Source organism: Methanocalculus alkaliphilus (genome assembly GCF_024170505.1).
Lineage (GTDB): Archaea > Halobacteriota > Methanomicrobia > Methanomicrobiales > Methanocorpusculaceae > Methanocalculus > Methanocalculus alkaliphilus.
The window spans coordinates 61,029-79,347 of sequence record NZ_JALJYG010000001.1; the positions used below are offsets into that span (position 1 = coordinate 61,029).

Genomic DNA, 18,319 nt, shown 5'->3' on the forward strand with positions numbered 1-18,319 from the left:
GGTAATGAACCATTCAATGCTATTAGTGCATCGGTGTCCGCCAGTGGTTGCCCGGCACCCGGTCGATAAGCATTCCTTCCACCACAACCGGCATGAGCCGCCTGCCTTCCTCAAGCGCCTTCTGGAGGCGCCAGCCCCGATCTGCATGAATGGTGAAGATGGGATCACCCTTCTTCACATGCTGGCCCTGTTTTTTATGAAGCCGGATACCTGCCCCATGATCATGGGGGGCGCCGGCTGCTCTGGCGATGGTGATCAGCGCGCGATTGTTCATCTCGATGACATATCCGGTCTCCGGGGCGTTGACGGTGAATGCGTGATCTCCGGGCGGGAGATCCTCTGCGGTGACGGCGGGGTCGCCCCCCTGCACCTCGATGATCTTCTGCATCATGGCATCGGCTTTCCCGGATGTGAGGAGATCGAGTGCGGAGGCGGTCCCTTCACCGGCCTGGACCTTGCCGGCCATCTCAAGGGCGATACCGGCGATGACGGCACTCTTCTGGACGAGAGAGTCCGGCCCTTCTTCTCCTTTGAGGATCCGGAGGGCCTCTGCCACCTCAAGGTTCACCCCGATGGACCGGCCTATCGGGGCTTCGCCATAGGTGAGGGCACACTCCACCCGCATCCCCAGCCGGTCCCCAAGCTCCATAAAGTCGCGGGCGAGCCTGCGCCCCTCCTCGACGGTTGTCACCTTGGCATGGCGGCCGACCGGGATGTCAATGACGACGAGATCAGCACCCACCGCGAACTTCTTCGCCATCACCGAGGCGAGCATCTGGCCATGCGGGTCGATCTTGAGGGGGTATTCGTAGAGGATGATCTTGTCGTCCGCAGGTGCGATGTTGGTTGCACCCCCCCAGACGATGGCGCCGCCGACCTTCTCGGTCATCGACTGGAGCTCGTCTGCCGAGAAGGCGACCGGGGCGATGGCCTCCATCAGGTCAGCAGTCCCGCCCGCCCCGGTGATCGCCCGGGAGCTGGTCTTTGGACATTTCAATCCGGCGGCGACGATGATCGGGACGACGAGGAGGGTGATCTTGTTGCCGGGGACACCGCCTATCGAATGTTTGTCAACGATGGGGTGTGAGGCAAAGGAGAGCTTCTCGCCGGTGGCGACCGTTGAGCGTGTGAGATACTCGATCTCGTCCATGTCAAGGCCGTTGATGTAGGTCCCGACGATATAGGCACTGATCTCCCCCGGCGAGAGGGTATCATCGACGATCTCCCGGACGATCGCCTGCGTCTCCTCCATCGTGAGCTTTCCCTTGTCCATCTTCTTCTTGATGAAGTCGATGGATGCCGGCCGGCCGACCGCACGGACCTCAAGCGATTCGCCCTCCTCCAGTTGCAGCCGCCGGTTCGTCACCAGGTACACGCCGGCGGTACCCTGCTGGAGGATGGTTGCGGTCGTCGTTACAAATGCCTGTGCAACCGTCTTCTTCTCTTCATTGATTAGCTCGACGCGATCCCCGTCGAGGACCCCGATGGTGCGGGCGTCGTCCCGGTTGAGGAGGACACCCCGGTATTCGATATCAAGTACTTTGCCAGCAAGACGAACCATGCATACTACCCCCGGTTATTCCGGAATTGTACAGGATCTCGTCCTTTGCAGAGATAATGGTTGCCGGGTTTGGTTGGGACAAGGAGGTCGATCTGGATCAGACAGGTGCACCCTGTCTCATGAGCTAAATAAACGATTCCACTCTGGAAACGTCCACAAAAGAAAAGAAAAAGTTAGTTAGTGGGTTTAGTTCCTGCGAAGAACGAGGAACGCTACCGCACCAAGACCTGCAATTGCAATCAGTGCACCAAATCCTGGAGTCTCTGGGGGCTCAGGTGGTGGGGTGACCGGTGGGGTCGTCACTGGTGGCGTGGTTACAGGTGGGGTTGTGACCGGTGGGGTCGTAACCGGGGCACCCTCAAGGACGTTGAAGGTGGTGGTTGCGGTTATGTCAGCATCGATCGATTCAGCCCTGACGATATATTCATCAGGCAGGAACGCTCGTGCATCGACTTCGAATGACCAGGTGTTGTAGCCTGCGTCACCTTCAACAACCCTTACAGTGCCTGAATCACCGGAGAATTCACCGGCTGCGGTCTTGTCGGTTGGCCTGAATGCGGATGAGAGTACCTCAATCATAAGCTCGTTGCCAACACCGAGGTTGGTTGTACCGGTGACGGTAAAGGTTGTTCCGACATATTTGTCGCTGACGGTGTCAATCCTGATCCATGGCTCTTCAACAAGGAAGGTCAGCCTGTTGTAGGTGTCATCGATGTTCTGGTTGTTCAGAAGATCAATGAGTGCCTGTGCGGCGTCGGATCCCTGAAGACGGTTTGGTCCTGTGAAGAAGAAACCATTTGTACCCTCTCCGCTGGTACCTGCGATACCAACACGGTTATCTGCAACAATTGGAACGTCTCCAGCACGGCCAACACCAAAGTCTCCATCACCCATTGGGTGCTGGACAATTACAAAGTACTGACCGGAAGCGAGATCCTCATCACCAACTTTGAGTTCATACTCGAATGATGAGTCATCTTCTACAGTCTCAAGGAATCGGTTGAAATAGTTCCTACCAATCACCCAGATAGCAACATTGTCAGGGTTACCCTGAGCATTCCCTCTTACAAACAGAGAGTCACCTTTTGCAACTGTTGCCGAGGAGACACTGGATGATACGAAGCCTTTCCGAAGGACGATAGAGGTCGTAGCATATGTTGCACCAGAAAGCTGATCCCGGTTAGATTCAGTGGTAACAGCATAGATGGTGTAGGTGCCAGCATCTACATTCATTTCTGTCTGCGTATCAACTTTCAGTTCCCACGTATCATCAGCTTCTACATCAACCTCAACAAAGGTACCAGCTGTGACAACATTCTCAAAGTCTGTGAAGTTGACACCATTTCTCGGAAGGTTTGGGCCTGTCATGAAGAGGAAAACTTTCTGAGAATCAGTATTAACACCCGAAAAGGTAATCTCCTCACCAATATAGTAGGTGCGGTCACCTGATGCGGTTATCGAGACTGTACCCTTCTCAATCTTCACTCTTACAGTGTCATAGGTGCTTGTTATCGCATTTGGATCTACAACACGGAAGGTATAGGTCTTATCTTCGGTTGTCTCGTTGGTTGCAAACTCGACATTTCGGGTACCAGCGGCATTTGTTCGGACTGTCGCAAATGTACCGTTAATTACGGAAGCTTGTGTAAACCCTGTTGCACCATCAAGATCAATGAAAGCCTGATTGGCATCAATGGTCACACCTGGCTGACCTGGACGAATCCATGGCACTTTTCCGTCCTGTGTTGCACTCTGAACATAGAGATAATAATCTGTCGTTGATTCACCAGTAACAGTTAACAAGAAGTTATTATTTCTCACGATGGTGTCAACATTTGCCCCAAGAGTAAGAGCCTTGGTTGTAATGGTGAATGTGACTGTGTTCGTGTTGGCGAAATCATCAATCTGGGGCTCGAGTGGTTTTGCAATTGCTGTGTATGTTCCGGCAGGTAAGCCTGCAAGGTCGATATACGAATCCTGGTGTGCACGGGATTTGTTAATGATAACATCCGTATTTACACCATTAATCTCTCTTATGGTACCACCAGCGGGCGTTGTAACTTCAACCTTGTAACTTAGATTATGGTCATAAAGATTTCCAAGGTTATTCGTTACTCTGAAGTAGAGATTATCAGTGTTACGGGAAATACTCCTGCCATCGATAGAATCTCCGGCATTAACATCGCCAATCCTGACATCGAGGACAGCGCTTGGAGCCCTGATCATCACATACTGATCCACATTAGCGATTTGTACCCTACCAGATGCATTGTGCAGAAAATACTGACCCTCTTCACCTGCAACCTGTCCAGGCAGGAGATCAAAGCTACCAGGGGTAGTAATATCAATTGTGTTAACAAGGGTGGTCCCATCGTACTTACCTAAGAAGGTAAAGTCACCGGGAAGTGCGTCCCACGGAGGATAAGCGGTAAAATTGAGCCCCTTTTCTCCGACATAAATGGTGTCACCTTGTGTCACATTCAATGGACTGCCAACACCACGTGCCGCTGCCGGAGCAACGAGCAGTGCGGAGACAACAAAGAGTGCGATGGCGACAACCATCAACTTAGTCATTCCTTTCATGTGTAATTACACCTCAATACTTTCCTTAATCAACATGCGTTTCAGAGGATTCGACATGTGCCGAATTCCCGTTCTGCAAGGATCATACTCCGATCAACGGAATATGCTTCCATATTAGTGGAGGACTTAATATATCCTTTGTGGTTGAGGGAGTGTGCAGTCCGAGGCAGGATATGCCAGAGGGCTGACAAGAGGTGAAATTGTGATTATGGATCGGCAAAGAGGAGGGTGGGAACAAGAACCCCGAAACCTGATACAAAAAATACGACGGTGCCAATGGAGTCTGAAAAGGCGCCATCAAAGCGTAGAAACAGCATTCTCCATCACACTGACCCGGCACAGCCTGTCTACCACAGCCCCGTCACAAAATCCCCGGTCGTTGTCCAAGCGCAGTGCAGCGCAGTGCAGCGCAGTATCGATGAGAATCAGAAGGTATTTCGACCTTGGAAAAGGAGGCAGACGCCCTCGCCACATCGTGCCCCCTGTCATACATCTATAACCCAATATGGGACTTCTCACCTTTATTTCCTAACGACTATTATCCATCATCAGCCATTACTATAATCATGAAGATCATCCGTGCCGCTACACTCGCCCGAGGCCATGAGCTCGTCGTCGCCCACATCCTTGAGAAGGGGCGGGGGCGGCAGACCGAGAACGGGGAGGAGACGCTTGAGACTGATGAGGTCACGATCAGGGTCGAGGATCCGCTCGCACAACCGATGGCGAGTGCCGCGTCCCGGTTCCGGCAGGCGTTCCTCGACTGCTATGCAGAGGATCTCATCTCCGGATCCGATGCTGTCTTTGAGTACGATTACCACTCTCGGCTCTTCGACTGGGGGCAGGGAAACGTCTTTGAAGGGGTGGCGGTGCATGCCGATCAGATCGCCTATATCGTCCGAAAGCTGACCGAGGAGCCGGCCACCCGCCGGGCAGTCGCCGTCACCTGGAACCCGCCGGTCGATGAGCAACTTGACGACTGCCCCTGCCTCCAGCTGATCCAGTGTGTCCAGCGGGACGGGGTGCTGGATATGAAGGTCGTCTTCCGGTCAAATGATATGCTCTCTGCGGCAGGGGCGAATATGTATGCACTCGCCCGCCTCCAGGAGCATATCGCAGGGAGGGCGGGCCTCCCGGTCGGTGCCTATACCCACATCTCGCTTGTGCCGCACATCTATTACCGCCGCGACATCGCAGACATTCCCCCCTTCTGCGGGGAGGGGAAGCTGATCCGCCCGCAGGCGGAGGTGTGCCGGGCATGCCAGGGATGCGACCGGGCCGGGCAGGTGTAGCAGGCCGGGTTTACCGGGGGAGTACAGATAGTGGAGAGATGGAACGGCGGTGGAAGGCTTGCCGGTGTTCATCAATCAGAGGGATCAAGAATAGAAGGATCACGTGAGGGGGCTGCCGGGCATCGGCGGGATCAAAGGGGAACCCCCCTTTGGTGGCCGGTGATACAGGGGTTTGCCGGCGATAATCCGTCAGGTTCATAAAGCATCAGGAATAACATAGTATGGCACAATAGTCCGGTAGTGTAGGGGTCAATCATGGGGGATTCTGGTTCCCCCGACAGCAGTTCGAATCTGCTCCGGACTACTCTCTCTTTTGGTACTTCTCTTCTGTGAAGGGCAGAGTATCGGTTTTTCCATTGTTTCTGGGCAGGGTCACCCATCGTGGATCCCGTTTTGGATACTCCAATAAACTGTATATAGGTTTATGCAAAGGAGATACGTGAGATACGAGACAGGTGCCATACCACTGAGAAGACAGGATTGGGCCGGAGAGAAGAGAAGTACGAGGATCGGACAGGATGAGGGGGGCTATTTCTTCTTTTGAAGATACGTCCGGATAGCAACGAAGTATGCTTTAAGCACAACCAAATCCTCTTGAAGAATCATATACACCTGCTCAATATCAAGATCCCCATATCTATGGACGAGGATGTTTCGGAATCCCGCCAGATCTGCAAGACCCTGAACCATTTCTTCTGTGATAATCCCGTTAGTCCCGAGAATCTCAAATGCCTCACGATAACTACCCGGTTTCTCCAGTTTTTCATCGGCGATTATATCAGATGCAATATCGATTGAAGATTGAATTGATATCATCATTGCATGGAAAACCATATTTCTTATATCCCTGTCCGAAAAAAGACGACCCTCAGATATCGATTGATAGCGCTCCCAGTCGGCTAAAGCATTCTCAAACTCCTGAATATGGCGGTACAACCTCATTCTTCACCGTGCAATAAGAGCTTGATCCATCATCTCAAACATTGGAAGTAAATCAAGATAGGTTGTCAGAACATCCGCCTCAAATGCAATACGCTCCTTCTCATCACGTGCATAAACGATCCTTCCCGTACGTATCACATCATAGAGGAACCGGATCGGAGCGCCATTCAGAATACGGAGATCAACCTCACATCGGGGTTGAAAAGACTGTTCTACACGCGAAGCAATGAGCATACTATATTTGAAGAGATCATACGGTTTCCTCTCCCCTGATACAAGTATCCCGATATCAATATCATTAAAGCGATCGGTTGTGAGAAAAGACCCGTATACATACACCAAAATGACATCAGCCGTCAAATCTGATTTCTGAACGAAAAAGCGACCAATATCACAAATAATTCGTTCCCTCACCTGATCATCCATATCATCCCGGAACGGAAAAATCTGTGAAGAGATTGATGTCATATTCACCACCTGATGATTAACTATAGAGAGAAGGTACTAATTAATATAAGCCATAGAATAGCCCATTCAACATATCTGCAATAGCAAGTACCGGGGGTACGATCACCCCACCCCCTTTATTTCGCAACATTATCCCTCCGATCACTCACGAAACTCTTCCCCCCAATCAGTTTCAATTGTTCTGTGAAGATTCCGGCCATTCGGAGGCACCATGCCTCGCATCCTCTGCATCTAGCCAGTACCAGCATACCCCTCACGATCCTCACGCCAGGAACGCCGCGATGATCCCTGCGAGGAAGATCCCGTCAAACGTCCCCGCACCACCGATTGAGACGACCGGGACACCGAGCCCCCCCATCTTGTTCAGGTTGAGGAGATCGGCGCCGATGAGGGTCCCGAGGGTCCCGCTCACATACGCTATCACCACCGACCCCATCCCGCTGCCGCCAAGCAGAATTCCGCAGACGAGGGCGGCAATCGGGGGGATGAAGAAGGGGGTGCTGATCCCGACCCCCGGTATAGGGCGGGCAACCCGGTTCGTCAGGATAGCGACCGCGAGGACCCCCACCCCGGCGAGGGCGAGACGGAGGAGATCGCCCTCAACCGCCACGGTATGGTAGAGGAGATAGAGAGATATCAGGACCGGGATGACCGCACCCCCGACATTCACCGCAATCCGTGTCACCTTCGCCGGCGGCTGAACCCGGTACATCCCCTCATAGAGCGAAGGGGCGAACTGGCCCCTCGGCGGTTGCGGGGGTGCGGGTGCCTCCTCCCGGAGGGTCGTCACCGGGATATTCACCAGGCTCCCGGCGAGAATCAGGATGATCAGGGCGATCGCCTGGAGCCAGGTGAACCCGAGGTTCGTGAGGGCACCCCCGATCAGCCCGAGGAAGAGGAGGGGCAGGAGGATGATCACCGCAACGATGAGGATGATCACCATCAGGATTGAGAACGGGTTGAAGATGTATCGCTGCATTGAGAGACGATCCTGTATCGTATTACCATCATCTTGCATCAGCTGTATTATTAGGGTATCGATACATCTGATCCAAAATGGAACCCCTCATCGAAGTACACAGGGAAGGAAAATACTACATCGCTATTGATCTTCTTACGCATGTTGCTGATCAGGGCCTGACCGGGGAGGAGGCAGTACGCAACCTGAAAAAAGGGCTTACTGAGCATCATCAGCTCAAAAGAGCCCTCCATAGCCGAAAAGAATAGATACGGCGACCTACGATATCCCCGTCGGATCAACAACGCAGATAATCGCCGCATGATCATGATGATACGGCTCAAGCCAGCAGCTCTTCACCACCCGTAATCCCGAGTCAGTGAGCCGTTCGATCGTCTCTGCAAAGACCTCGTCCGGCGTCTGCCTGATATCAACCGACCGCGTCTTCAGCATCAGGATCGCAGTACCCCCGGCCTTCAGAAACGGTATATGCTTCATGAGAATCCCGGCCTGGTCGGGCTGTGCCACATCCTGGTACAGGAGATCCACCATCTCAACAAAGGGTGCATACCGGTCAGGCCGGGTCGCATCCCCTGCAATCGGGACAATATTCTTCCGCTTCTCCGCAACCGCCAGCAGATCCCGGAGCGGACGGGGTGCAAACTCGATGGCATACACGCACTCCACATAATCGGCCACATGTGACACCGTCGTCCCGTTTGCCGCCCCGAGATAGAGGACCCGCATATCGGCGGTGAGATCGATCTCCGGATCGAGCATGCAGAGTGCAGAGAGTTTCGAACGATAGGGATCCCAGACCCGGTACCCCTGCGCCATCCGCTCATTATAGACCCCGCCCGGCCCGGGGGAGACGAGGTTGCCATCGATCCGGATCATTGGACACCCCCGGCAACGGCATCGATCCGTGCCTGGGCATCAGCTACGAAGTCGGGATCGAGCGATCCGCGATAGAAGTCGATCCGGGCCGCAATCGCCAGCTTTCCGGCAAGAATCCGGGCAACCTGCCCCCGGACCTCACGGGGGGCATTATGCACCCGCCGGTGCTGGAAGATGAGGCCATGCTTGGGCGATGGCGACCCCTGCCGGATATGCGAGAAGAGGGCGGCCTCGGCACCGAGGACCTGGACAGAACTGCCGGGCATCCGGGCAAGGGAGGTCAGCCCTCCGGCACGGGCCATGATCCGTGCCGCAACAAGGCCGCCGACAAGCTCGCTCATATTCGGGATCACACCTCCGGCACGCCGTGAAACCTCGGTGGCGAGCCGTTTGCGTGCCTCCCCAAGCTCCTCGATCTCACGGGCAACACCACGGAGGGGGGGCGATCTGCTCTTTGTGATCCTCGGAAGGATACGCCGGCCCGCCCCCTTCCTGCTCTTCGATGAGAAGGATGGATCGGTCACCTGGTACCATTCGACGAGCCGTTCGGTGAGGAGGTTGATCACCTCATCCATCTGATCGAGCATCCGGACCATCTGGAGAAGTTCGGCATCCTTCTCCTGGGCAGCATCTGCGATCACCTCGCGGGAATGGAGGATCGTCACTTCACGGAGCCGTCTGATATACTCCCGTCTGTCAGAGAAGATGCCACAGCCTTCAATCACCTCTTCTGTCAGAGGGTGAAATTCCCGCATATCTGTGGCGAGTGATCGCACCCTCGCCAGCAGCTCCGGCGCCCCGCCGTCCGCAGGCCGGCAGACCCCCGACCCATCGATGCTTCCAAACCAGTACTCCATCGTAGATGAGGGTACCACCTCAGAACCTATATATCCGGCGACCAGATCATCCTGTGATGTTTATCGAAGCGGCCCTCTTCATCATCGGCATGATCCTCCTCATCAAGGGTGCGGATCTCTTCGTCGGCGGAGGGAGAGGGCTTGCCTCCCGTTTTTCCATATCACCCGCACTCATCGGGTTTACTGTCGTTGCATTCGGAACATCGCTCCCGGAATTTGTCGTCAGCGCAAATGCCGCGCTCACCGGAAGCCCCGGCATTGCAACAGGCAATATCATCGGGAGCAATATCGCAAATATCGCCCTCGTCCTCGCAATCTGCGGCATTCTCAACCCGGCGATCCTTAACCCCCGTGATCCCAAAAACAGCGGGATCGGGAAGCAGACCGGCCTGATGCTTGGCGGCACCGCCCTCTTCTGCATCCTCGCATGGACAGGAACCCTCTCAATCGGATCAGGAATCATCCTCCTCATCGGGTTTACTCTCATCCTCCGATCACTCTGGAGTGAGCGGGAGAGCGAAGAGGAGATCCAAACCAGGCGCGGATACCTCGACTATATCCTGACAGCAGGCGGTATCGCCGCCGTCATCATCGGGGCCCATCTCGTCGTCACAGCAGCCGTCGGGATTGCGATAGCTCTTCAGATACCCGCCTTCATCATCGGGATGACGATCGTTGCCGTCGGGACGTCGCTCCCCGAGCTTGCCACCTCGATCGTCGCCATCACGAAAGGGCAGAGCGGAATATCTGTCGGGAACCTCCTCGGGAGCAACATCTTCAACCTCCTCTTTGTGATGGGGATCATCGCGATCATCACCCCCATCCCTCTTGATGAGAGGGGCGATCTCCTCATCATGGCACTCTTCTCCCTTGCGGCAGTTCCGATCACCATGGCGGGAGAGAAGCTGACCCGCCTCATCTCCGTGGCCGTTCTCATCGGATATGTCGTCTATATCAGCCATCTCACCGGTCTTTTTTAGAAGAGGGGCATCCCGAGGATCGACCAGATCATGATCGGAACCATGATCGCCCCCATGCAGAAGACCCGCTGCACCGAGACGAGGGGCGGGACCGAGCCGATGGCTGTTGCAAGGAGGAGAACGAGGAGGCCAAACGGCCCGGTGACAACTGCTGTCAGGAGGACGAGGAAGATGATGACCGAGAGGTTCAGCCGCCTGACATTGACCCTGACAAGATACCGGGAACCTTTTGATGCAAGGATCGTCAGCGGATAGGCGATGACTGCAGCGATAGCTCCCGCAGAGACGAGGGTGAGCACCGGGGGGAGCGCCTCCGTCGCCACCGCCGCCATCGCCCCGTTCCTGGCACGCGAGAGGGCAAAGAGTGCTGCGATTCCAAGGAAGGCGTTGGCGGTATTCGCCGCGGAGGTCGCAAGGATATACCCCCGCCCCTGCCGCGTGTAAGAGATGAAGGATGCAAGGACGGCGTTGGCGGTTGCATTCGAGAAGCCCGGCATCCACCCGACGATGGCACCGGCAATCGTTCCGGCACAGGCAGATCCGGCAATCTCCCGGCGGTTCATCCTGATCTCTGTGAATCGTTGCTCAGGGATTGTCCCTTCGGCACCTTTCAGCAGGATCGGCAGGCCGAAGAGGCCGGTGAGGAGGGGGAGGAGAAGCGGGCTCCCACCAGGGAGGACCTGCCAGGAGAGGTGTGAGTACGCCATCGTGAAGGATCCAAGTACCCCGGAGACGGCAAGGATGGCCGCCGCCCATTCAGGAGCTTCAGACCGGATCACAAGCAGTCCGGCGACGGCGAGGAGGAGGATGCCGATCCACCAGTCGAGATACGGCTGAAACGGGGGGAGGAGGAAGAAAAATAGCGGAAACAGGACGAGACCGAACGCCGCCCCGGCGGCAGATCCGAGGGCTGCAATTCTGACCGCTTCCTCACCGAGCCCTTTCAGGCAGAGGTCATGGGCAGGGAGGACCGCGATGGCGGTATCGGGATCCGGGACCCCGAGGAAGGTGGACGGGACGGCGTCAAGAAATGTGTGTGTCACAAGTGTCGCCGTCACCGCCGCGGCAAAGACGGACGGGCCAAAAAGGATCAGGAGAGCCGGGTGGACGCCAAGGAGGATACCTGCCATGGTATTTGCATGAATACCAGGGGTACAACCGCTGATCGTTCCAAGCAGCACCCCGATGCATGCCCCGATGAGGATACCCTCCATATACCAGAGAGATTAACCCGGAGAGGACAAGAATATCATCCATCCGCTCCTACAGATAGATAATGATCATCGCGGTGACACGGCTTCCGGAGAAGGCGGGCAGAGACGAGGCAACCTGTGAAGAATACGGCCACAGCTGCCGTATCGTCTCTCCCCTCCGTTCAGATGTCTATGATACCCAGGTACAGGCCTTTGTACTCGAGGCGAACCGTGGCGCCTTCGACTGTATCTTCTTTACAAGCGCGCTTCCGGCAGAGCTGATTGCGCCTCTCCTCAGGACCGGGGCACGGGTTGTTGCCATCGGCCCCCAGACGGCACGGGTTCTGGCAGAAGCAGGTATCGCCGCCGAGACACTCCCCACCTTCTACTCACGTGACTTTGTCCCGTATCTCGGCGACTGGATTGATGGAAAGGCGATCGGCATCCCGCGTGCGGACGTCCCCAATCCCGGGCTGATCCGGGCGATAGAGGAGGCGGGGGGTATCGCCTATGAGTACCGGTGTTATGGGCTGATCCAGACAAACACCCCGCTCGACCTCGAAGGGGCGGACGCGATCCTCTTCACCAGTGCCAACTCCTTCATCATGGCGAACTGGGAACGGAGAGAGGATATCCTGCCGATAGCCATCGGCGATATCACGGCTGAAGCAATGCGGAAGGGAGGGGTGGAACCGGCCGTCACCGGGGATGGATCGATGACCGGCACCCTTGGAGCCCTGAACACCTACCTCAGTGAGAGGCGGCAATGACCACGGAACTCTCCGGTATCGTCGTCATCGACAAGCCACCTGGCCCGACGAGCCATGAGGTGGCCGCCTGGGTCCGGGATATCCTCGGTGTCCGGACGGGGCAGGGCGGAACACTCGACCCGATGGTCTCCGGCGTCCTGATCGTGATGCTCGGCAGGGGCGTGAAGATCGCAGAACACCTCCTTGCCCATGAGAAGGAGTATATCTGTGTCCTCAAGCTCCACGGAGATGTGCCACGGGAGAAGATCGAGGAGACGGTCGCAGAGTTCCAGGGGAGGATCTACCAGCGGCCCCCGCGGCGGAGTGCGGTGAAGCGGGCGCTCCGTATCCGGACGATCTATGCAATCGAGGTCCTCGATGTCGAGGAGAGGCTCGTCCTTCTCAGGGTACGGTGTGAGGCTGGTACCTATATCAGGAGCCTCTGTATCCATATCGGTCTTGCACTCGGGGTCAGGGGGCAGATGGTAGAGCTGCGGCGGACATCATCCGGCGGGTTCACCGAAGCGGACGCCCATACCCTTCACGAACTTGCCGATGCAAAAGTCCGTGCAGATGAGGGCGACCCCGAACCACTCCGGAAGATGATCCTCCCGCTGGAACGGGCAGTCGGCGACATCCCGAGGATCGTCCTGCGCGATACCGCCGTTGATGCAGTCTGCAGGGGGGCACAGCTCGCCGGTGTCGGCGTCCTCTCCTGCGGCACATTTGCCAAAGGCGGGACGGTCGCTTTCATGACAGAAGCAGGGGAGTTCGTCGGCCTTGGAACCGCACGTATCGGATCAGATCGGTGCAAACCCGGAAAACATGGCATCGTTGCACGCCCGAAATCGAACCTGATGGATCCCGGCAGGTACCCCCGTGGCTGGACGAAGAAGAGCAGAGTTAAGTAATACCCCGGACAATTAGTATACTGCATCTTGTGCTGAGGTAGTCTAGCGGGAAGGCGCGAGGCTGGAAACCTCGTGAGGCATTTGTCTCTCGGGAGTTCAAATCTCCCCCTCAGCGTTTTGAAGACCAGTTCTACTCTTCTACCGAATCGTTAAAACTACCTTTCTGACCTCTCTTCACAACGACTGCAGCACCCTGGGAAGACCATCTGAGGCGCACATCACCGAACAGCGAGCCTTCTAAGGGTTTACCAGCGTCCAAGGTCAACAAGCTTTTCTACCTCTTTGACAACTGGCGGCGCGATGATAGTCTGATGTACAACTGCGCATCTACGCCTGAAGTCTGCCTTATCCGGCATTCGTTACGACTGTGATGGAAGTAAGTGGTGATCTGGGATCACTATCAGGCAGGGAAGGATAACATCCTGCGGGCGTTGGAGGCGTGATCACCCCGCCTTCCCGATGAGAAATGATTCCGGCTCTCTAATGGTGATGCCGGGGAGTGTCTCTTCGATTATCCTGCGCTTGTTCAGGATATGAGTCTTGTCGGAGGTGACGAGACTGACCTCCTCCCCTATCCGATTGATCTGTATGAAATATGCGTCCAGTATCACAAGGATATCTGGTTCATAGCCGATGAAGGGGATTAAGGCACTTTTTTGATCCGGGAGATGTACGTCATAATTATCGGGGCAGCAGGTATAACAGGTGACCGGGGCTGAAGAGTCATCGGGACGGCAATCCCTGTCCAGCGAGTCCAGCGCCCCCTTGATAGCGTCGATGAACGCCTGCCTGATGGTTTCCCGATCCTTCTCTGTCCCCAAGACACAGGTGCGGAGATCGTCCATGTTGCGATGCACAAAAGAGGTGAGGACATTCTTCTCCTTCTCGTTTTGAATTGAGAGGGTATACCGCCTGGTGAGTCCCTTGATAGTCATATCGAGGGTGAAGGGGTTAGGAGAGGCAGGGAGGGATTTTATAAGATAGTTCAGGTATTTTGTTATCGTTCTCCTGAAGAGACCAAATACCCCGGTGCATTCCTTATACACCCGCTCGCTCGTATGTCGGAGGAAGCCATCCTGCTGCAGATATCGGTGGGTGTGGTGGTGCTGCCCATCCCACTCGATCCGGGATCCCACAAGGATGTTTGTATCGAGAAAATGATGAAGTGAGGCCATCGTGATTACTCACTTCAGGAGAGGTACCCCTCGATCAAGGAGGAGAGGATCCTCTTTGAGCGGTCAGTGACATGCCGGTTGCTGGTGAGGCAGACCGATTCCCGAATGGTTCGGTTAAATCTGTGTACTCCGGGGATCATCGTCGAGAGGGCTGACCAATATTCCCGTTTCCATTGATCGATTTTATTATCGTAGTACTCGTCATGACCTTTTTCCAGAATGCGTACCCCTTTGGCAAAGGTGTACCAGATCTCAACGGCGGTCTTACAGGTCACCGCGGCAACCAGGTGCGCGTTATCCTCATCTTTTCTGATGATGTCAAAGGCCTTTCCGGCTCCTGAGACATAGGAAGTGAACCCGTCGTTGAACTCGTCGAAGAGCGGTTCCTCAATAAGTTCGGCCTCGCAGTCATAGATGATCTTTTCCAAGTGGTCGATCTCAGGGATTGTTACGTCCTCAATGTAGCGGTTGAGGGTGATTTGGCCGGCAGGGCGGGAAACGATATATTCCTCCAGGAGAGTCAGATAATCCACTTTATAGAGGGGCATGAACTCGTACGGTGCATCATCCCGGTAAATCTTGTTGACAAAGGGTTCGATGTGATAAGGATCAAACTCTCTGACAATGCCTTCAACGATAGCAGAAGCCCTTTCAAGCACATTGAGGGGGTCGCTGAGAGTATTGTTGAGCATAAGAAGGGATTTTCCTCTGTGCGTCTCTTCCTCTCGAAGGATGCCATTTGCTTTCAGGGTATCGATGGATACCTCAACGACCTCTGAAAACGGGCCGTAGTTGTACCAGTAAAACGGAATATTCTTTCTGACCGGGTCATCGTCGGGAAGGGTCGCCCTCACCTTGAAGAGGATTTTATGTACTGCTCTTTTGGATAATTTGAAATTGGGGCGAGAATGATAGATCTGCTGGATCAGGTGAGAGACGACTTCGGACTGAAGCATCGTATCATACTATACATGAAACAAATATAAAGGGGTTTCTTATGCGGGGTGAAAGTAAGAACCCTGCCCCACGTCAACGTATGATACCTTAGGAAAGGAGGATCTGGGCTACGTAAAGGTAGATTGACATACGTGTCTTTATGGAATGTATGTCATGCCTGGTTGCTTTAGAGAACCCGATCATCATTTACGTCAACATAAGTTGACGTACATTACTCCATCCAATAGACACACATCCCCTGCCGCCAGATGATTTCACCAGAGACCGGACAAAACACCTGGGGATTCACAATATCCGGAATGGCACAACCCCTCAGAGCCACCATCACTCCTTCTTCCCTGCCAACAGCCCCCTGACCCGCTCCCCATCCTCTGTGAGCCGGTAGATGATCCAGTTCCCGCTCTGTTCACCAGCGATCAACCCTATATGCCCCCGAAGCACATTCCCTTTATGCGCACAGCAGACGAGGTTCTTCTCCTCCTCGATGAACTCGACACCCTTCCAGCTGATGATCTTGAAGATCAGGACCTCGACTTCAAGGAATGGAACAATCGCAGCCGGAACGATGCCATCGATCAGATCATAGAATACGCCATCTGCATGGCCAATGGCGGCGGTGGCACCATAGTATTCGGCATCAGCGACAAGGTCGTTGGCAGAAACCAGGCCATCTTTGGAGTTCCACCTGAAATAGACACAAACCTCCTGAGAAAAGCTATCTACGATTCAACCGATCCGAAAATAACACCTGTTTTCGAAGAGATCAGGGTACCCGAAGGAACTGGTCGTCTGATCCTGATGCAGATACACCCAGGCTTTCCCCCCTACACTGACACCAGCGGACGGGGAAAGATTCGAATTGGAAAAGACTGTCAACCCCTGACCGGTACTATGCGACGGAGGATCGGTGTGGAGACCGGCGAGACCGACTTTTCCGCCGGTACCATCCCAGGTAATCCGGAATCCCATATATCCCCAGCAGCAATGGAGGTTCTCAGGGTCACATCTCAAAAAGAACACGCCCCGGACGAACTCCTAGCCCTCTCTGACGTTGACCTCCTCACTTCCCTTGGTCTAATCCATTCCGGGCGAATCACCAGGGCCGGACTCATCCTCGCCGGAAGAGAAAACTCGATAGCCGCCCACCTGCCAGGTTACGCCTGGACACATGTACAAATGAGCAACGACACCGACTATTCCAACCGTATAGATGGTCGTGATGCACTGATGATCTCCATCAGCCGCATACTCGACCGTATCATGGCCGATAACCCCATCACAACCCTGAAACATGGTATGTTCCACTTCGAGTTCCGACGGTACCCCGAGATCGTTCTTCGGGAGGCGATAATGAACGCCTTCTGCCATGCCGACTACAGGATTGGTGGCCTTGTCATCGTGCGGCAGTATCCCGACCACATGGAAATTGGAAACCCAGGAGGGTTCATCGGTGGAGTCTCACCAACTAACATTCTCCACCATCCCCCGATAGCCCGAAATCCCCTCCTTGTCGGGGCACTTACCAAGCTTCGGTTGGTGAACAGGCTCAATCTTGGCGTACAGCGGATGTACCGTTACATGCTGATCGAGGGAAAAGAGCCACCGATCATCAGTGAGCAGGGGGATGCCGTAACGGTCGTGCTGAAAGGAGGGGATTATTCCCTTCCAATTCGGTTTTTTGTCGAGGAAGAGAGCCAGAGGGGAGAGGGACTTACGGTCGATCATCTGTTAATGCTTACCTATCTGATCCGCAATACTGAAATTGATACACATACAGCCGCTGCGCTGATCCAGCGAACCGAAAGGGAGGCGCGAAACACCTTGCAGGAGATGGAAACCACCCGTGGTTATCTGGAAAGGGGTGGGACAGGAAGGAGTACCTACTGGACTCTCCGTCCTGACCTTCACCTACGTTTGATGGCGCCGGGACACCCTGAACGCAACCGGCGGATTGATTGGGAAGCGGCTAAGACACGAATACTGAGTGTGCTGCGGCAGCGATCGATGCGCGGGGAGGGAGGAATATCAAATAGAGAAATTCGGCAAATCACCCACCTTGATCGATACCAAGTGGTGCGGTTAATGCAGCAGCTCCAAGAGGAGGAGACACACATCGATCTTGAGGGAAAAGGTCGGGGAAGCAGGTATGTCTATCGTGGCTGAATAGAGCCTTAGCTATTCATGATAAGAGCCGTGAGCCTATTCAGATCGTGATCAGAAATGTGATCATCACATTCCTGTCACAATTTCCAAGAGAAATGTGGAGAAATGTGAAACCATCATTTTGGGATCTCATTTCGATTCTATCGTATCCTTCCCCTCGCACCCTCTATCCAACAGTTCCACCATCACTCCTTCTCCCCTGCCAACAGCCCCCTGACCCGCTCCCCATCCTCTGTGAGCCGGTAGATGATCCAGTTCCCGCTCTGTTCACCGGCGATCAGCCCCGCATTCTTGAGGATCGAGAGATGGTATGAGAGGCGGGAATCTGCGACCCCAAGAACAGCCCGGATGACACAGACACAGAGGGGCTGGACCGCAAGGAGAATGAGGATCTTCAGGCGGAGGGGATCGGCAAGCCCCCGGAAGATTGAGACGGTCCCTTCCACCACCTCTTCCGGAGGAAGGCGGCCGATCAGCCCGGCTATCCCCCCGCATTCGCAGAGTGAGGATTCGATCTCTGCCGGCAGCTCCATCCGGCCATCTTCATCTGCCCTGTCAGGTGCCTGCCCCACTCTCCTCCCGCCTTTTCGTATCATACAGGATTACCAGAATAGAATCGGCCCGCGGCAAGAA

The 18,319-nt window shown here is 54.9% G+C and carries 17 protein-coding genes and 2 tRNA genes; 8 read left to right on the top strand and 11 right to left on the bottom strand.

Going from position 1 to position 18,319, the window contains the following annotated elements; all coding sequences use genetic code 11:
• Nucleotides 1-22: 22 nt before the first annotated feature.
• Both J2T58_RS00365 and J2T58_RS00370 read right to left on the bottom strand, forming a co-directional pair.
• Entirely contained in the window at nt 23-1,561 is a 1,539-nt protein-coding gene (locus J2T58_RS00365; protein ID WP_253486565.1) for an AMP phosphorylase, read from the bottom strand.
• A 186-nt stretch (nt 1,562-1,747) separates the two neighbouring features.
• Nucleotides 1,748-4,144: an MEMAR_RS02690 family S-layer glycoprotein gene (locus tag J2T58_RS00370; protein ID WP_253486566.1), complete on the bottom strand. Its 2,397-nt coding sequence runs from the start codon at nt 4,142-4,144 to the stop codon at nt 1,748-1,750.
• 566 nt (nt 4,145-4,710) lie between these two features.
• On the opposite strand from J2T58_RS00370, the gene J2T58_RS00375 reads away from it, so the two are divergent.
• Both J2T58_RS00375 and J2T58_RS00380 read left to right on the top strand, forming a co-directional pair.
• Nucleotides 4,711-5,436 (top strand): thymidylate synthase, encoded by a 726-nt coding sequence (locus J2T58_RS00375; protein WP_253486568.1) that lies wholly within the window; start codon nt 4,711-4,713, stop codon nt 5,434-5,436.
• Between the two features lie 231 nt (nt 5,437-5,667).
• A tRNA-Gln gene (locus J2T58_RS00380) sits at nt 5,668-5,740 on the top strand.
• Nucleotides 5,741-5,964: 224 nt separating this feature from the next.
• Here the strand turns inward: J2T58_RS00380 and hepT are convergent.
• The 3 genes from hepT to J2T58_RS00395 form a co-directional block, all read right to left on the bottom strand.
• Entirely contained in the window at nt 5,965-6,378 is a 414-nt protein-coding gene (gene hepT, locus J2T58_RS00385; protein WP_253486570.1) for a type VII toxin-antitoxin system HepT family RNase toxin, read from the bottom strand.
• Between the two features lie 3 nt (nt 6,379-6,381).
• Complete coding sequence (locus tag J2T58_RS00390) at nt 6,382-6,717, bottom strand: nucleotidyltransferase domain-containing protein (protein WP_253486912.1); 336 nt, start codon at nt 6,715-6,717, stop codon at nt 6,382-6,384.
• Nucleotides 6,718-7,108: 391 nt separating this feature from the next.
• Nucleotides 7,109-7,864 (bottom strand): DUF1614 domain-containing protein, encoded by a 756-nt coding sequence (locus J2T58_RS00395; protein ID WP_253486573.1) that lies wholly within the window; start codon nt 7,862-7,864, stop codon nt 7,109-7,111.
• Nucleotides 7,865-7,902: 38 nt separating this feature from the next.
• Between J2T58_RS00395 and J2T58_RS00400 the strand changes: the two genes are divergently transcribed.
• Entirely contained in the window at nt 7,903-8,073 is a 171-nt protein-coding gene (locus J2T58_RS00400; protein ID WP_253486574.1) for a hypothetical protein, read from the top strand.
• Nucleotides 8,074-8,083: 10 nt separating this feature from the next.
• Here the strand turns inward: J2T58_RS00400 and J2T58_RS00405 are convergent, their stop codons facing one another.
• Nucleotides 8,084-8,701, bottom strand: a complete 618-nt coding sequence (locus tag J2T58_RS00405) for a fibrillarin-like rRNA/tRNA 2'-O-methyltransferase (protein WP_253486575.1) — start codon at nt 8,699-8,701, stop codon at nt 8,084-8,086.
• The gene (locus J2T58_RS00410) at nt 8,698-9,558 is read right to left on the bottom strand and encodes an NOP5/NOP56 family protein (RefSeq protein ID WP_253486576.1); all 861 of its coding nucleotides are present in this window, start codon (nt 9,556-9,558) and stop codon (nt 8,698-8,700) included. Before J2T58_RS00410 ends, J2T58_RS00405 begins: the two co-directional genes overlap by 4 nt.
• A gap of 56 nt (nt 9,559-9,614) precedes the next feature.
• Here J2T58_RS00410 and J2T58_RS00415 point away from each other — a divergent pair, with 56 nt between their 5' ends.
• Nucleotides 9,615-10,538: a calcium/sodium antiporter gene (locus J2T58_RS00415; protein WP_253486577.1), complete on the top strand. Its 924-nt coding sequence runs from the start codon at nt 9,615-9,617 to the stop codon at nt 10,536-10,538.
• Here J2T58_RS00415 and J2T58_RS00420 read toward each other — a convergent pair.
• A complete protein-coding gene (locus J2T58_RS00420) occupies nt 10,535-11,752 on the bottom strand; it encodes a tripartite tricarboxylate transporter permease (RefSeq protein ID WP_253486578.1) in 1,218 nt (405 codons plus the stop codon). The genes J2T58_RS00415 and J2T58_RS00420 overlap by 4 nt on opposite strands.
• 62 nt (nt 11,753-11,814) lie before the next feature.
• Here J2T58_RS00420 and J2T58_RS00425 point away from each other — a divergent pair, with 62 nt between their 5' ends.
• From J2T58_RS00425 to J2T58_RS00435, 3 genes are all read left to right on the top strand, one after another.
• Entirely contained in the window at nt 11,815-12,501 is a 687-nt protein-coding gene (locus tag J2T58_RS00425; RefSeq protein WP_253486579.1) for a uroporphyrinogen-III synthase, read from the top strand.
• The gene (locus J2T58_RS00430; RefSeq protein WP_253486581.1) at nt 12,498-13,391 is read left to right on the top strand and encodes an RNA-guided pseudouridylation complex pseudouridine synthase subunit Cbf5; all 894 of its coding nucleotides are present in this window, start codon (nt 12,498-12,500) and stop codon (nt 13,389-13,391) included. The genes J2T58_RS00425 and J2T58_RS00430 overlap by 4 nt, the downstream gene beginning before the upstream one ends.
• Nucleotides 13,392-13,422: 31 nt before the next feature.
• A tRNA-Ser gene (locus J2T58_RS00435) sits at nt 13,423-13,506 on the top strand.
• A gap of 328 nt (nt 13,507-13,834) precedes the next feature.
• Here the strand turns inward: J2T58_RS00435 and J2T58_RS00440 are convergent.
• Both J2T58_RS00440 and J2T58_RS00445 read right to left on the bottom strand, forming a co-directional pair.
• Nucleotides 13,835-14,566 (bottom strand): hypothetical protein, encoded by a 732-nt coding sequence (locus tag J2T58_RS00440; protein WP_253486582.1) that lies wholly within the window; start codon nt 14,564-14,566, stop codon nt 13,835-13,837.
• Between the two features lie 14 nt (nt 14,567-14,580).
• Nucleotides 14,581-15,522: a hypothetical protein gene (locus tag J2T58_RS00445; protein WP_253486583.1), complete on the bottom strand. Its 942-nt coding sequence runs from the start codon at nt 15,520-15,522 to the stop codon at nt 14,581-14,583.
• Between the two features lie 451 nt (nt 15,523-15,973).
• Here J2T58_RS00445 and J2T58_RS00450 point away from each other — a divergent pair, with 451 nt between their 5' ends.
• The gene (locus J2T58_RS00450) at nt 15,974-17,686 is read left to right on the top strand and encodes an RNA-binding domain-containing protein (RefSeq protein ID WP_253486584.1); all 1,713 of its coding nucleotides are present in this window, start codon (nt 15,974-15,976) and stop codon (nt 17,684-17,686) included.
• Nucleotides 17,687-17,871: 185 nt separating this feature from the next.
• Here the strand turns inward: J2T58_RS00450 and J2T58_RS00455 are convergent, their stop codons facing one another.
• Nucleotides 17,872-18,282: an ArsR/SmtB family transcription factor gene (locus J2T58_RS00455; protein WP_436262623.1), complete on the bottom strand. Its 411-nt coding sequence runs from the start codon at nt 18,280-18,282 to the stop codon at nt 17,872-17,874.
• Between the last annotated feature and the right edge of the window lie 37 nt (nt 18,283-18,319).

Excerpts from the sequence above, each read along its gene's own strand:
- J2T58_RS00365 (WP_253486565.1), bottom strand. The coding sequence starts at position 1,561 with ATGGTTCGTCTTGCTGGCAAAGTACTTGATATCGAATACCGGGGTGTC.
- J2T58_RS00370 (WP_253486566.1), bottom strand. The coding sequence starts at position 4,144 with ATGAAAGGAATGACTAAGTTGATGGTTGTCGCCATCGCACTCTTTGTT.
- J2T58_RS00375 (WP_253486568.1), top strand. The coding sequence starts at position 4,711 with ATGAAGATCATCCGTGCCGCTACACTCGCCCGAGGCCATGAGCTCGTC.
- hepT (WP_253486570.1), bottom strand. The coding sequence starts at position 6,378 with ATGAGGTTGTACCGCCATATTCAGGAGTTTGAGAATGCTTTAGCCGAC.
- J2T58_RS00395 (WP_253486573.1), bottom strand. The coding sequence starts at position 7,864 with ATGCAAGATGATGGTAATACGATACAGGATCGTCTCTCAATGCAGCGA.
- J2T58_RS00400 (WP_253486574.1), top strand. The coding sequence starts at position 7,903 with ATGGAACCCCTCATCGAAGTACACAGGGAAGGAAAATACTACATCGCT.
- J2T58_RS00405 (WP_253486575.1), bottom strand. The coding sequence starts at position 8,701 with ATGATCCGGATCGATGGCAACCTCGTCTCCCCCGGGCCGGGCGGGGTC.
- J2T58_RS00410 (WP_253486576.1), bottom strand. The coding sequence starts at position 9,558 with ATGGAGTACTGGTTTGGAAGCATCGATGGGTCGGGGGTCTGCCGGCCT.
- J2T58_RS00415 (WP_253486577.1), top strand. The coding sequence starts at position 9,615 with ATGTTTATCGAAGCGGCCCTCTTCATCATCGGCATGATCCTCCTCATC.
- J2T58_RS00420 (WP_253486578.1), bottom strand. The coding sequence starts at position 11,752 with ATGGAGGGTATCCTCATCGGGGCATGCATCGGGGTGCTGCTTGGAACG.
- J2T58_RS00425 (WP_253486579.1), top strand. The coding sequence starts at position 11,815 with ATGATCATCGCGGTGACACGGCTTCCGGAGAAGGCGGGCAGAGACGAG.
- J2T58_RS00430 (WP_253486581.1), top strand. The coding sequence starts at position 12,498 with ATGACCACGGAACTCTCCGGTATCGTCGTCATCGACAAGCCACCTGGC.
- J2T58_RS00440 (WP_253486582.1), bottom strand. The coding sequence starts at position 14,566 with ATGGCCTCACTTCATCATTTTCTCGATACAAACATCCTTGTGGGATCC.
- J2T58_RS00445 (WP_253486583.1), bottom strand. The coding sequence starts at position 15,522 with ATGCTTCAGTCCGAAGTCGTCTCTCACCTGATCCAGCAGATCTATCAT.
- J2T58_RS00450 (WP_253486584.1), top strand. The coding sequence starts at position 15,974 with ATGCGCACAGCAGACGAGGTTCTTCTCCTCCTCGATGAACTCGACACC.
- J2T58_RS00455 (WP_436262623.1), bottom strand. The coding sequence starts at position 18,282 with ATGATACGAAAAGGCGGGAGGAGAGTGGGGCAGGCACCTGACAGGGCA.